The sequence below is a fragment of the Micromonospora lutea genome, from assembly GCF_016863535.1.
In the GTDB taxonomy this organism is placed as follows: Bacteria; Actinomycetota; Actinomycetes; order Mycobacteriales; family Micromonosporaceae; genus Micromonospora; species Micromonospora lutea.
The window spans coordinates 116,613-130,258 of sequence record NZ_BOPB01000020.1; the positions used below are offsets into that span (position 1 = coordinate 116,613).

Here is a 13,646-nt window from a genome sequence, read left to right on the forward strand (position 1 = left end):
CCGCACACCCGGACGGTCGGCTGGGCACCCCACGGGGTTCGTCATGTTCTCTCCTGTCGGGGGTGATCGACGCTGACGCCGACACAGTGAATTGCCGCGGCCCTGCGACGTGAGCTGCTCGACGCAGCCTCCGTTCTCGTGCTGGAGAGGCAACAGAGCCTTTGGTCCCGCCCCGACGGAGCTCCGCTGACGTGGGCGGCTTGGCCGTTCGACCCTTCCGCATCGGGACCTTTGACCCGGGTGTGCGATTCATGATCGCGATGTGATTGGCCTGAACCGCGTGTTTGGTCTTGCACGACGGTGCCGAAGGCGCGAATGTGGGCCAAGGTCACAACCGAGGGAATGAGGCGCATGGCGGCCATTGGGGAGCACGCGAGCCGGGCATTGTTGGCAGTCGGGGGACTGGTACGCCGGGCGGAGGTGTCACCGGACGGCCAGGCGCTGTACCAGATCGGTGGCCGTGAGGCGGACGCGTTCTACCGCGACCGGTGGTCGTACGACAAGGTGGTGCGCTCCACCCACGGCGTCAACTGCACCGGGTCGTGTTCCTGGAAGGTGTACGTCAAGGACGGCATCATCACCTGGGAACAACAGCAGGTCGACTACCCGAGCGTGGGGCCGGACCGGCCGGAGTACGAACCGCGTGGCTGCCCGCGCGGCGCCGCCTTCTCCTGGTACACCTACTCGCCCACCCGGGTGCGCTATCCGTACGCGCGCGGAGTGCTGGTGGAGATGTACCGCGAGGCCAAGCAGCGCCTCGGTGACCCCGTCGCGGCGTGGGCCGACATCCAGAGTGACCCCGAGCGGCGTCGCCGGTACCAGCGGGCCCGCGGCAAGGGCGGCCTGGTCCGGGTGACCTGGGACGAGGCCCAGGAGATGATCGCCGCCGCACACGTGCACACGATCAAGCGGTACGGGCCGGACCGGATCGCCGGGTTCTCCCCGATCCCGGCCATGTCGATGGTGTCCCACGCAGTCGGGGCCCGCTTCCTGTCCCTGCTCGGCGGTTCCATGCTGTCCTTCTACGACTGGTACGCCGACCTGCCGGTCGCCTCCCCGCAGGTGTTCGGCGACCAGACCGACGTGCCCGAGTCCGGCGACTGGTGGGACGCCTCGTACTTCGTCATGTGGGGGTCGAACGTCCCGGTCACCCGCACGCCGGACGCCCACTGGATGGCGGAGGCCCGCTACCGCGGCCAGAAGGTCATCGTGGTCAGCCCGGACTTCGCCGACAACGTGAAGTTCGCCGACGAGTGGATGCCCGCCCAACCGGGCACCGACGGTGCGCTCGCCATGGCGATGGGCCACGTGATGCTCAAGGAGTTCTTCGTCGACCGGCGCACCCCCCGCTTCGTCGACTACGTCCGCACCTTCACCGACCTGCCGTTCCTCATCACTCTCGAGGAGGCCGCCGACGGGTCGTACCGGCCGGGGAAGTTCCTCACCGCGGCCGACCTCGGCGGGCAGGACACGGAGGACGCGTTCAAACCGGTGCTCTGGGACTCGGCCACCGACGAGGTCGCGGTGCCGCGCGGTTCGCTGGGCCACCGCTGGCAGGAGCAGGCCGGCCAGTGGAACCTCGACCTGGGTGACCTGCAACCGGCGCTGACCTGCCTGGGCGCCGGCAACGCGGTGGAGGTGGCATTGCCGCGGTTCGACACCGACACGCCGCAGATCCTCCGTCGCGGCGTGCCGACCCGCACGGTCGCCGGCAAGCTCGTCACCAGCGTCTTCGACCTTCTACTCGCGCAGTATGGGGTGGCCCGCGACGGTCTGCCCGGGCAGTGGCCGGCCGGCTACGACGACGCCGAGGTGCCGTACACCCCGGCGTGGCAGGAGCCGATCACCGGGGTGCCGGCGGCGCAGGTGGCCCGGGTGGCCCGGGAGTTCGCCGACAACGCCGAACGCTCCGGCGGCCGGTCGATGATCCTGCTCGGTGCGGGCACCAACCACTGGTTCCACTCGGACGCCACCTACCGGGCGATCCTCGCGCTGGTGACGCTCACCGGCTGCCAGGGGGTCAACGGTGGCGGTTGGGCGCACTACGTGGGGCAGGAGAAGTGTCGGCCGGTGACCGGCTGGGCGAACCTGGCGTTCGGGCTGGACTGGGTACGCCCACCGCGGCAGATGATCGGCACCGCGTTCTGGTACGTCCACACCGACCAGTGGCGCTACGACACGTACTCGGCCGATGTGGTGTCCGCACCGACCGGCACCGGCCTGTTCGACGGCAAACACACGATGGACCTGTTGGCCCAGTCGGCGCGGCTGGGCTGGATGCCGTCAATGCCGACATTCGACCGAAGTCCGCTCGATCTGGCCGACGAGGCGCTGGCCGCGCAGCCCGACGACCCGGCCGGGTACGTCGCGAAGGCCCTGCACGAGGGGCGGCTCACGTTCGCCTGCACCGATCCGGACGCGGAGCAGAACTGGCCGCGGGTGCTGACGGTGTGGCGCGCGAACCTGCTCGGATCCTCGGCCAAGGGCAACGAGTACTTCCTCCGCCACCTGCTCGGCACCGACTCCAACCTGCTCGCCACCGAGGCCGAACCGGAGCTGCGACCGAAGGACGTGGTCTGGCCGGAGGAGGCCCCGGAGGGCAAGCTCGACCTGCTGCTGAGCCTGGACTTCCGGATGACATCCACGACGCTCTTCTCCGACGTGGTGCTACCGGCCGCCACCTGGTACGAGAAGCACGACCTCAACAGCACCGACATGCACCCGTTCGTGCACGCGTTCACCCCGGCCATCAACCCGCCCTGGCAGACCCGCACCGACTTCGACGCCTTCCACGGCATCGCCCGCGCCTTCGCCACCATGGCCGGACCGCACCTGGGCGTCCGCAAGGACATCGTCGCGGCGCCGTTGCTGCACGACACCCCGGACGCCATGGCCACCCCGCACGGTGTGGTGCGCGACTGGGCCCGTACCGGTGAGATGCCGGTACCGGGCAGGACCATGCCGAAGCTCGTCGTCGTCGAACGCGACTACGCCGCCGTCGCCGACAAACTCGCCGCGTTGGGCCCGCTGCTGGACACGCTCGGCACCACCGGCAAGGGCGTGCACACCGACGTGACCCCCGAGATCGAGTACCTGCGCCGCAAGAACGGCACGGTGCGCGGCGGCGTCGCCGACGGCAGACCGTCGCTGGCCCGGGACGTGCACGCGTGCGAGGCGATCCTCGCATTGTCCGGCACCACGAACGGCCGGGTCGCCACCGCCGGATTCCACGACGTCGAGAAACGCACCGGCGTCGTGCTCGCCGACCTGGCCGCCGAGCACGAGGGCAAGCAGATCACCTTCGCCGACACCCAGTCCCGGCCGGTGCCGGTGATCACCAGCCCGGAGTGGTCCGGCAGTGAGCACGGCGGCCGACGCTACTCGCCGTTCACCATCAACACGGAGCGGCGCAAGCCGTGGCACACCCTCACCGGCCGGCAGCACTTCTTCCTCGACCACGACTGGATGCACGAGGCCGGGGAGTCCCTGCCGATCTTCCGACCACCGTTGGACATGCACAAGCTGTTCGGCGAGCCGCGGCTCGGCCCGCACGGCGAACTGGAAATCACCGTGCGGTACCTGACCCCGCACTCGAAATGGTCCATCCACTCCGAGTACCAGGACAACCTGCTCATGCTGACGCTCTCCCGGGGCGGTCCGACGATGTGGATGAGCGAAACCGACGCGGCGAAGATCGGGGTACGCGACAACGACTGGATCGAGGCGGTCAACCGCAACGGCGTGGTCGTCTGCCGCGCCGTGGTGACGCACAAGATGCCCGAGGGCACGGTGTACATGTACCACGCCCAGGAGCGGGTCATCGACGTGCCGAAGGCCGAGCGGACCGGCCGGCGCGGCGGCATCCACAACTCGCTGACCCGGCTGCTGGTCAAACCCACCCACCTGATCGGCGGGTACGCCCAACTCTCGTTCGCGTTCAACTATCTCGGCCCCACCGGAAACCAACGCGACGAGGTCACCGTGATCCGCCGCCGCTCCCAGGAGGTGCAGTACTGATGCGGGTGATGGCGCAGATGGCGATGGTGATGAACCTCGACAAGTGCATCGGCTGTCACACCTGCTCGGTGACGTGCAAGCAGGCGTGGACCAACCGATCCGGGGTGGAGTACGTCTGGTTCAACAACGTCGAGTCCCGGCCCGGGCAGGGCTATCCACGCACCTACCAGGATCAGCAGACGTGGCAGGGCGGGTGGGTACGCACCCGCTCCGGCCGGCTCAAGCCCCGCTCCGGTGGGCGGCTGAAGAAGCTGTTCAGCATCTTCGCCAACCCGAAACTGCCCTCGATGCAGGACTACTACGAGCCCTGGACGTACGACTACGAGCACCTGCTGACCGCACCGGCCGGCGACGACACCCCGGTGGCCCGACCGAAGTCGCTGCTGACCGGCGAGGACACGAAGATCACGTGGAGTGCGAACTGGGATGACTCCCTCGCCGGCGGCAACGAGATCGCCGCCGGTGACCCGGTGCTGCAGCAGGTCTCCGACCGGGTCCGTGAGGAGTACGAGAAGGCGTTCCTGTTCTTCCTGCCGCGCATCTGCGAGCACTGCCTCAACCCGTCCTGCGCCGCGACCTGCCCGTCCGGGGCGATCTACAAGCGCAGCGAGGACGGCATCGTGCTGGTCGATCAGGACCGCTGCCGGGGCTGGCGGATGTGCGTCACCGGCTGCCCGTACAAGAAGGTGTACTTCAACCACCGCACCGGCAAGGCGGAGAAGTGCACGTTCTGCTTCCCGCGTATCGAGATCGGCCAACCCACCATCTGCTCCGAGACCTGCGTCGGACGGCTGCGCTACCTCGGCCTGATGCTCTACGACGCCGACGCCGTGGCAGCCGCCGCGGCGGTCAAGGACGAACACGACCTGTACGCCGCCCAGCGCTCGGTCTTCCTCGACCCGCACGATCCCGCTGTGGTGGCCGCCGCCCGCCAGGCGGACATCCCCGACGACTGGATCGAGGCGGCGCAGCGCTCCCCGATCTGGGACCTGATCATGCGGTACGAGGTCGCCCTGCCACTGCATCCCGAGTACCGCACCATGCCGATGGTCTGGTACATCCCGCCGCTGTCCCCGGTCGTCGACGTGCTGCGCGACACCGGCCACGACGGCGAGGACATGGGCAACCTGTTCGGCGCCGTCGACGCGCTGCGCATCCCGTTGGAGTACCTGGCCGGGCTGTTCACCGCCGGCGACACCGCACCGGTGCGGGCGGTGCTCAACCGCCTCGGCGCGATGCGCGCCTACCAGCGTCGGATCAACCTGGGAGAACCGCCCGACGAGTCCATCGCCGCCGCGGTCGGGATGACCGGTGCGCAGATGGACGACATGTACCGCCTGCTGGCCATCGCCAAGTACGACGAACGCTACGTCATTCCGACCGCCCACGCCGAGGACGCGCATCGCCTGGAACAACTCGGCACCGAGTGCAGCCTCGACTACGAGGGCGGCCCCGGCATGGGCGGCGGTGGACCGTACGGCCAGGGCCCGTTCGGCGAATCGTCCGGCACCCCCGCACCGATCCAGGTCGAGACCTTCCACATGCTGCGGGAGCGCCAGACCTCCGACAGCTTCACCGATCCCGGCGACGAACCACGCCGGGTCAACCTGCTCAACTGGGACGGCAAGGGCCGACCCGCCGGCCTCTTCCCACCCCGCCGGGACGCGACGGCCGGCGACGCCCGAACCGACGAGCCGGGCGTGATTGACACCGACGGGAGCGGACGATGACCACCACACCACTCTGGCGGGCCGCCGCCGCCCGGGCCGCCTCGCTGCTGCTGCGCTACCCCGACGTCGACACCCTCGACGCGCTGCCGACGCTGCTCGCCGCCCTCGACGAACTGCCCGACACGGTGGCCTCGCACCTGCGCCCGGTGGCCCTGCACCGCCGTGACGGGCACCCCACCCGACTCGCCGCCGAGTACGTGGAACTGTTCGACTTCCGCCGCCGGTGTGCGCTGCACCTGACCTACTACAGCTGCGGCGACACCCGCAAGCGCGGCGAGGCCCTGGTCGGTTTCATCGCCGCGTACAAGGCGGCCGGCGTCGAAGTGATCGACGGCGAACTACCCGACTACCTGCCGGCGGTGCTCGACCTGGCCGCCGTCGACGGCGTGGGCTGGCGGCTGCTGCGTGACAACCGCGTCGGCCTCGACCTGCTCACCGAATCGCTGGGCCGGGAGAAATCGATCTACCGGCACGCGGTCGAGGCGGTACGCGCCATGCTGCCCCCCGCCGGACCGGCGGAGCTGAGAGCCGCCGCCCACCTGGCCCGCACCGGTCCACCCGTCGAGCAGGTGGGCCTGGAACCGTTCGGACTCGTCGACACCACCGGAGGCCGGCGATGAACGTGCTGCTGTGGGTGGTCTACCCGTACCTGGCCATCGCGATCCTGGTGGGCGGGTTGATCTGGCGCTACCGCTACGACAAGTTCGGCTGGACGACCCGCTCCTCGCAGCTGTACGAGTCGGCGGTGCTGCGTTGGGGTAGCCCGATGTTCCACTTCGGCATCCTGATGGTCCTGATCGGTCACGTCGGTGGGCTGATCGTGCCCAAGTCGTGGACCGAGGCCGTCGGGATCACCGAACACACCTACCACCTGATGGCCGTGTTCATCGGTACCGTCGCCGGCTTCTGCACGCTGGCCGGCATGGTCATCCTCATCGCCCGTCGCCGCCTCACCGGGCCGGTCTTCGCCGCCACCACCCGCAACGACAAGGCGATGTACGCGGTGCTCGCCGCCGTCATCGTGGTCGGCCTGTGGAGCACGCTGCGGGCCAACGTGCTCGGCGAGGGCTACGACTACCGCGAGACGATCTCACCCTGGTTCCGGTCGCTGTTCTACCTCAGCCCGGACCCCGAGATCATGGCCGGCGTACCGGTCGGCTTCCAGATCCACATCGTCTCGGCATTCGCGCTGTTCGCGTTCTGGCCGTTCACCCGGCTCGTGCACGCCTTCAGCGCCCCGGTCGGCTACCTCACCCGCCCCTACGTGCCCTACCGCAGCCGCGACACCCGACCCGGCCTACGCCCGTCGCGCCCCGGGTGGGAAGGACCGCCCCGGGCCCCCCGACCGCAACGCAAGCCCGACCGGACCCGCCGCTGACGCGCCCCGACGCCGCCCGCCTACCCGTTGCGAGGTACGAGATGACCACAACCGGTGAAGCGCCGAGCCCCAACTCGGCCGGTGCCGCGCCACGTCCTGGCGCAACGCGCAACCTGGTGGTCGCCACCATCGGCTTCACCGTCAACTTCTGGGCCTGGGCGCTGCTCGGCCCGCTCGGTCCGGGCGTGAAGGAACGCCTCGGACTCACCTTCGCCGCCCAGTCGCTGCTGGTCGCGGTGCCGGTGCTCGTCGGCTCGCTGGGCCGCATCCCGGTCGGCGCGCTCACTGACCGCTACGGCGCGCGCATCATGTTCCCCCTGCTCAGCCTCGCCACCATCATCCCGGTGCTGACCCTGACCGTCGTCGACAGCTACCCGGCGCTGATCGTCACCGGGTTCTTCCTCGGCCTGGGCGGCACGACCTTCGCCATCGGCGTACCACTGATCTCCGGCTGGTACCCGCCCGCCCGTAAAGGCTTCGCGCTCGGTGTGTTCGGCGTCGGCATGGGCGGCACCGCCATCGCCAACTTCACCACCGTGCGGCTCGCCGACACCTACGGCGAGAACACGCCCTTCCTGCTCGTGGCGGTCATCCTCGCCGGCTACGCCGTGCTGGCGTTCCTGCTGCTGCGCGACCCGCCGGGACGTACCGCACCGGCCGGGTCCGCGATCGCCCGCACGGCCGAGGTCAGCCGCCTGGCCGTCACCTGGCAGCTGTCTTTCCTCTACGCGGTCGGCTTCGGCGGGTTCGTCGCCTTCAGCGTCTACCTGCCCGCATACCTGCGCACCGCCTACGAACTGAGCACGAGCGACGCCGCGTTGCGCACCGCCGGTTTCGTTGTCCTGGCCGTGGCCGCCCGCCCCGTCGGCGGCTGGCTGTCCGACCGGCTGCACCCCGTACCGGTCCTCGTCTGGTGTTTCACCGGCACCGCCGTGTTCGCTGTCGTCCAGGCGTTCCAGCCACCCCTGATGCCGGTCGCCACCATCGCCTTCCTCGGCATGGCCGCCCTGCTGGGCGCCGCCAGCGGCGCCGTGTTCGCCTTCGTCGGCAGGGTCGCCCCGGCCGACAAGGTGGGCACGGTGACGGGCGTGGTCGGTGCCGCAGGCGGCCTCGGCGGGTTCGTCCCACCACTGATCATGGGCTGGGTGTACGGCATCGAGGGTTCGTACGCCATCGGTCTGATGCTGCTGTCCGACGTGGCCCTCGCCGCCGCCGTCTACACCGCCGTCAAGATGAGGCGGCTCGACAAGCCCGCCACCCGCGCCGCGGACGCACCTGCTGACCTGGTGAAACGGGACGGCTGAGCAGACCCGTTCCGCGCGGTCGGTCCGGGCGGTGTCGCCTCCGGCGGACCGCTACGTGGTGTCGCTGCTGCGGAGGCGGTCCAACTCGGCCAGGTACATCTCCTGCATGCGGTCGTAGTGCCGGACCAGCAGCCTGATCTCCTCGACGTGGTAGCCCTCGACGAGCCGCTCGGCCCGCTCGGCGAACCGCTCGTACGGTCGCGCCATCTCGGCGATCCGCTCCGGCCGCGGGGTGACGATCACCCGTCGCCGGTCCGCCGGATCGCGTTCGGCCGTGACGTAGCCGGCCTGCTGGAGCCGGCGGAGCATGCTGGTCACGGCCCCGGTGGTGAGGTTGGTCCGTTCGGCGACCTGTCCCGCGGTGGCGGATCCGACGTCCGCCAGGTAGTCCAGGCACTCTAGGTCGCTCACGGTGAGGCCCAGCCGCTCCGCGATGGCGTACCGGAACACCATGGACAGCCGCGAGGTCTCCCGCCCGGCGCGCATGAGGTCGGCGATCGCGGACGCCCGGGTCGGCTCGTGGGACATGTCGGCAATCATGCCTCCGGGACGGTGACCCGGTGCAGGCGAGGTAACACACGGGTCAGCACCCAGTGGGGTGCGGCCGCGCCTCCGGTGAGGCGCCGCATCAGCCTGGCGGCGGTGTCGACGGCGCGGAAGGCGTAGGGCACCATCTCGTCCTGGTAGCCGGCGATCGCCTCCTCCACCGGCGTGCCGTTTTCCCGGGCCGCGACCAGCTTGTGGCCGAGCAGGGCGGCATCGCGGAGCGCGGTGTTGCCACCGTGAGCGCCGAACGGCGGCATGACGTGCACGGCGTCGCCCATCATCGTCGCCCGGGGCACCGCCCACCGGTGCGGGCGCTGGCCGGTGGCGAAGACATTGAGCACCGTGGCGTCCAGTTCGGCCGTGTCGACGAGCCGTCGGATGAGCGGGTGGAAGTCCGTGCTCATCACCGCAGCCTGTTTCCACAGTGCCCGCAGGCTGCCGCGTACGTCGATGGGCACCTCCTCCTGGCGGAGCAGCAGTGCCCACATGACGTAGTCGTCGCCGGTGGGCGCGTAGCTGCCCGGGGCCAACCGTGCGAACGCCTGCTGCGGGCTCTCGCCGAACCGCATGGAGGTGAAGAAGAAGGCGCGGCCCGGTCGGTCGGCGATGGCCAGGACCCCGCTGGTACGCAGTGCCTCCGGAATGACGCTCGCACCGTTGCGCCACAGGGGTGACCGACCGTAGATGCCCACCATCGGGGTGTTCGCCGGTTCCGCGTCCGGCATGATCTGCCGGCGCAGCGCCGAGCCGACGCCGTCGGCACCCACGACGACTGTGGCCGGGGCGGCCCCGCCGTCGGCGAACCGCAGCCGCAGCCCGGCCGGGCCGCCGCTGTCCACCGCGACGGCGGCCCTGCCGTAGTGGATGCGCCCGTCCAGCCCGGACTGCAGGATCGATCGCAGGGTCAGCCGGTCGACCTGCCGGGTCGCGTGTGGCTCGTCCTTGAGGTTGACGGTGAACGCGTCCCGCAGCCGGCTGTCGGTGAAGCGTAGGTGCCCGCCGGGCTCGTCGCCGGTGGTCAGCGCCAGGCGGTACAGCGGGCGGGGCAGGCTCTCGCGCAGGGCCTCCAGCCCGTACCGGTTGAGAATGATCCGGTAGCCCTGCCGCCTGACGAACGGGCCCGAATCCCGCTCGTAGACATGCACGTCGATGCCGGCGCGCATCAGGTACTGGGCGAGGCAGAGGCCGGAGAGGCCGGCACCGGCGATCGCCACCGAGAAGTCGCTCGATGCGTTCATGCAGTTATCTTAACGACTAAGATGACTTGGGCAAGACTGCTGACATGCCGACGACCGCTGGCTGGAAGAGCAACGAATCGGTCCTCGACCGGCTGGTGTTCGAGACGGGCGGCGAGCAGCCCACTTCCGTGATCCATGCCTCGACGAGTATGGGGTGGGTGTGTTGGTCACGGTCGAGGTCGGCTTTCGGTCGGGGCAATACGGGTCGCACCTGGCAACTGGCCCGCCATCAGGCATGTGTACGCGCGATGGCGGGCCGCTGTCGTGGATGGTTCGCCATTGCCGCCGCTGTTGTTCGGTGGGTAGAGCGGCAGGGGAACGACTTCGTCGATACGGCTATCGAGTCGATGCGGGTGTGAACAACCCCAGGTAGTCGTTTAGTGATATCGAGACAACTGTGCGTAGCGAAGAGACCCATTTGACCCACTGGGTGACGGGGTCATCAAGTGCAGTCGCTTGCACGAGAAGGGGCATGAGGTTGGCGCCGGCGTCGACGATGGCGCCGAGCATCAATGACATGATCAATAACACGGACGGCACACTACCGCCGTTGTCGTGGCGAAGTCGATCGGGTGGTCACATTCCACGATATGGGACACTTTGGGTTGACTAGGTATGTCAAAAGCTCTAAAAAATCAATAGGTGGACAACGCCGATGATAGATGCATATAGGCCACAGTCTAGATTCTGCACGCTCGCGTAGGTGCACGGAGACTGGAGTGCGCACGGTACTGTGACCGTTACGGCACCGAGGTCTGTCTATCTCTTAACTCGGCTGGGGGTCGCCGGTGGAAGATCAACTAGTCGTAGCGGTCGTCGGCGCGTTGGCGGCGAAGGGCGCCGAGGCTCTCGCATCGGGGGCCCGCACCGCGACAGCTGCGTTGGCCCGCTTGATTCGCTCCCGCCTTCGAAGTGGAACACCGGAGGGCGACGCCCTCACCGCCGCTATGGCGCACCCCTCTGAGCGAGACCACCAGGTGGCCGTAGCCTCATTCCTGGCGGAAGAAATGTCACGCGACCCCGCATTTGATGCCGCAGTGAGAGCTGCTTGGCTCCGCCTTCTAGTCCCCGTTCCGAAAAGCGCCAATGCCAACGTGGTCAACAATTTCAGCGGCACCGCAGAACGAGTGGTTCAAGCAGGCGATGTCCGAGGAGACATAACCTTCTAGACCCCGACGAACGAACTTGCGACCTCCTGCGGGCGAAAGGCTTTGGCGATTGGATCCCCGTTATCCAGAGATTGAGCACGAAGTGCTCCATGCGACGGTAAACGATCTTTCCGGGACAGTGGTGGGGCCCAACGTGCAGGCCAGGGTCATTCATGGCGGCGTACATGTCACCAACCCGGTAGATAACCGAAGCGTGATACCTCGACAACTTCCCGTACCCTCGGTGCACTTTACCGGCAGGGCGGCAGAAATGGCCGAGCTGGACCGTGTGCTAAACCACGGCGTAAACGTCGTCGTACTCTGCGGACCCGGTGGTGTAGGAAAATCGGCACTGGCCAGGCAATGGGCCCACACCATACGAAGAAGGTTCGTGGATGGGCAGATCCACGCCGACCTCCGAGGATTCAGTGGCGATATGCCACTGGATCCCCGCGCGGCGCTGACGGCGTTCCTACGATCGCTGAACGTGCCATCACAGCGGATACCCGTGGAACTGGCCGAGCAGGTCGCGCTCTACCGGACGGTCACCGCGAACCGGTCGTTGCTCGTGCTACTCGACGATGCCCTCTCCGCCGCGCAGGTGAGACCTCTGGTGCCAGCGTCGGCATCTGCCGTACTCGTCGTGACCAGCCGCCGGCGACTGACCGGACTGATACCCGACGGCGCCCAACTGATCGACGTCCACCCGCTGCCCTCGACAACAGCGGTTGAACTGTTGGAGCACACAGCCGGTCGGGAGCGGATAGCCCAGGAATCCGGACCAACCGAGGAACTGGTACGAATCTGCGGTGGGTTACCACTCGCGCTGGTGATCGCCGGCGGACGCTTGGCAGGTCGACCGAGGCTGACCGTCCGCCGGGTGGTATCCGAGCTTGCCGATGAGGCACAACGGTTGACCCGCCTGTCGGCAGTGGAAGGACTGTCAATCAGAGCGATGATCGAGGTTTCTTACCAGGCACTGACGCCGCACGCCGCCACCCTGTTCCGGCGGCTGGCGCTACATCCAGGGCGCGAGTTCTGCGCCGAGCTGATCGCCGCGACAACCGCGCCAGCCGACCAGAACCGGGTGCCGAGCCTGGTTGACGAGCTGCTGGAAGCCAGCCTCTGGGAGGAGATCGCCGAGGAGCGGTTTCGCTACCACGATCTGCTGCGCCTGTACGCCCGCGAGGTATCGGAGCACCATGACCCGGAGATGGAACGGCGAGCGGTTCAACTGGCGATGCTGGAGTTCTATTTCGCCGCCGCACACCAGGCGGACATTGTGGTGACCCCCTACCGTCGCCGCCTGCCGTACGTCTTCCAACGGCCGCCCGCACTCCTGCCAACGTTAGCTGATCGCGCCGACGCCCTCGCATGGTTCCAACGGGAGCGGAGCAACCTCCTGGATGCCGGGCGAGCCGCCTTCCAGCTTGGCTACCACGAACTGGCGTGGCACCTCAGCGACGTGATGTGGCCGCTGTTCCTGTACGCCAAGGACTACATGGATCGCTTGGAGGTGGACGAGCGAGGCCTGCATGCGGCCCGGGCGTGGGGAAACCTTCGGGCCGAGGCGAACATGCTCAAGCGGCTGAGCAGGGTGCACAGCAAATTGGGCAACCAGGACGCGGCAGAGCAGCACAACCTAGCCGCGATTGACCGGTATCGGGAGGCCGGCGACGTACTGGGCACCGTCGACGCGGAAGAGGGGCTGGCCACCCTGTACGCCGACACCGGTCGCGAGCACCAGGCGGCCCGGTTGTTCGAGCGGGTCCTCCTGGTGCGGAGGACGCTTCCCGATCCGCGGAGCATCGGCCTGACCTGCCTCAACGTGGCCATGTTACTGACCCGGATGGGACAACCGGCCACAGCGCTGCCGCTGCTGGCTGAGGCGGAGGAGATCTTCCTCAGGCTGACCGACATCGACCCCTACAACGGTGCACGGGTGCTGCTCGGTGTCGCTGGCGCCGAACTCGGTCTCGGTAACCTCGAGGCGGCCAACCGTGCGGCGGACGAGGCAGCTCGCCGGATGGCTCAGCTCGGGTCGGCCAACGAGCGGGCAGAGGCGCTGGATCTGCTCGGTCTGGTCGCCGAGCGGCGGGGTGACGAGGAGGAGGCACGGCGGCGCTACCGCGAGGCGGTCGCCGTCTTCGACGCCATCGGCTCGCCCCGGCTCGCCGAAGTGCGCGGCCGGCTCGACATGCTCGGCGGCACCGTCACTGAATAGAAGCTCTGCTAGGGCCGCATACTGACCATGCAGATCGCCAAGGACCCACCGGTCATGGAGT

The 13,646-nt window shown here is 68.5% G+C and carries 8 protein-coding genes; 6 read left to right on the forward strand and 2 right to left on the reverse strand.

Annotation, left to right across the window (positions count from 1 at the left end; all coding sequences use genetic code 11):
* Nucleotides 1-351 precede the first annotated feature (351 nt).
* Genes Vlu01_RS18195 through Vlu01_RS18215 form a run of 5 tightly spaced genes read left to right on the forward strand, consistent with a single transcriptional unit; the run spans nt 352 to nt 8,429 of the window.
* The gene (locus Vlu01_RS18195) at nt 352-4,017 is read left to right on the forward strand and encodes a nitrate reductase subunit alpha (protein ID WP_204000994.1); all 3,666 of its coding nucleotides are present in this window, start codon (nt 352-354) and stop codon (nt 4,015-4,017) included.
* Nucleotides 4,017-5,747 (forward strand): nitrate reductase subunit beta, encoded by a 1,731-nt coding sequence (gene narH, locus Vlu01_RS18200; protein ID WP_204000996.1) that lies wholly within the window; start codon nt 4,017-4,019, stop codon nt 5,745-5,747. Before Vlu01_RS18195 ends, narH begins: the two co-directional genes overlap by 1 nt.
* Nucleotides 5,744-6,367 (forward strand): nitrate reductase molybdenum cofactor assembly chaperone, encoded by a 624-nt coding sequence (narJ, locus tag Vlu01_RS18205; protein WP_204000998.1) that lies wholly within the window; start codon nt 5,744-5,746, stop codon nt 6,365-6,367. The genes narH and narJ overlap by 4 nt, the downstream gene beginning before the upstream one ends.
* The gene (gene narI / locus Vlu01_RS18210; protein ID WP_204001000.1) at nt 6,364-7,125 is read left to right on the forward strand and encodes a respiratory nitrate reductase subunit gamma; all 762 of its coding nucleotides are present in this window, start codon (nt 6,364-6,366) and stop codon (nt 7,123-7,125) included. The genes narJ and narI overlap by 4 nt, the downstream gene beginning before the upstream one ends.
* 41 nt (nt 7,126-7,166) lie before the next feature.
* Nucleotides 7,167-8,429: an MFS transporter gene (locus tag Vlu01_RS18215; RefSeq protein WP_204001002.1), complete on the forward strand. Its 1,263-nt coding sequence runs from the start codon at nt 7,167-7,169 to the stop codon at nt 8,427-8,429.
* Between the two features lie 51 nt (nt 8,430-8,480).
* Here Vlu01_RS18215 and Vlu01_RS18220 read toward each other — a convergent pair whose 3' ends face one another.
* Both Vlu01_RS18220 and Vlu01_RS18225 read right to left on the reverse strand, forming a co-directional pair.
* Nucleotides 8,481-8,957, reverse strand: a complete 477-nt coding sequence (locus tag Vlu01_RS18220; RefSeq protein ID WP_239095974.1) for a MarR family winged helix-turn-helix transcriptional regulator — start codon at nt 8,955-8,957, stop codon at nt 8,481-8,483.
* An 8-nt stretch (nt 8,958-8,965) separates the two neighbouring features.
* Entirely contained in the window at nt 8,966-10,213 is a 1,248-nt protein-coding gene (locus Vlu01_RS18225; protein WP_204001007.1) for an FAD-dependent oxidoreductase, read from the reverse strand.
* Between the two features lie 1,218 nt (nt 10,214-11,431).
* Between Vlu01_RS18225 and Vlu01_RS18230 the strand changes: the two genes are divergently transcribed.
* Nucleotides 11,432-13,585, forward strand: a complete 2,154-nt coding sequence (locus tag Vlu01_RS18230; protein WP_204001009.1) for an ATP-binding protein — start codon at nt 11,432-11,434, stop codon at nt 13,583-13,585.
* The last annotated feature ends 61 nt before the right edge of the window (nt 13,586-13,646 follow it).

Bases quoted from the DNA above. Each gene is read 5' to 3' on its own strand.
- Vlu01_RS18195 (WP_204000994.1), top strand. From the start codon at position 352: ATGGCGGCCATTGGGGAGCACGCGAGCCGGGCATTGTTGGCAGTCGGG.
- narH (WP_204000996.1), top strand. From the start codon at position 4,017: ATGCGGGTGATGGCGCAGATGGCGATGGTGATGAACCTCGACAAGTGC.
- narJ (WP_204000998.1), top strand. From the start codon at position 5,744: ATGACCACCACACCACTCTGGCGGGCCGCCGCCGCCCGGGCCGCCTCG.
- narI (WP_204001000.1), top strand. From the start codon at position 6,364: ATGAACGTGCTGCTGTGGGTGGTCTACCCGTACCTGGCCATCGCGATC.
- Vlu01_RS18215 (WP_204001002.1), top strand. From the start codon at position 7,167: ATGACCACAACCGGTGAAGCGCCGAGCCCCAACTCGGCCGGTGCCGCG.
- Vlu01_RS18220 (WP_239095974.1), bottom strand. From the start codon at position 8,957: ATGTCCCACGAGCCGACCCGGGCGTCCGCGATCGCCGACCTCATGCGC.
- Vlu01_RS18225 (WP_204001007.1), bottom strand. From the start codon at position 10,213: ATGAACGCATCGAGCGACTTCTCGGTGGCGATCGCCGGTGCCGGCCTC.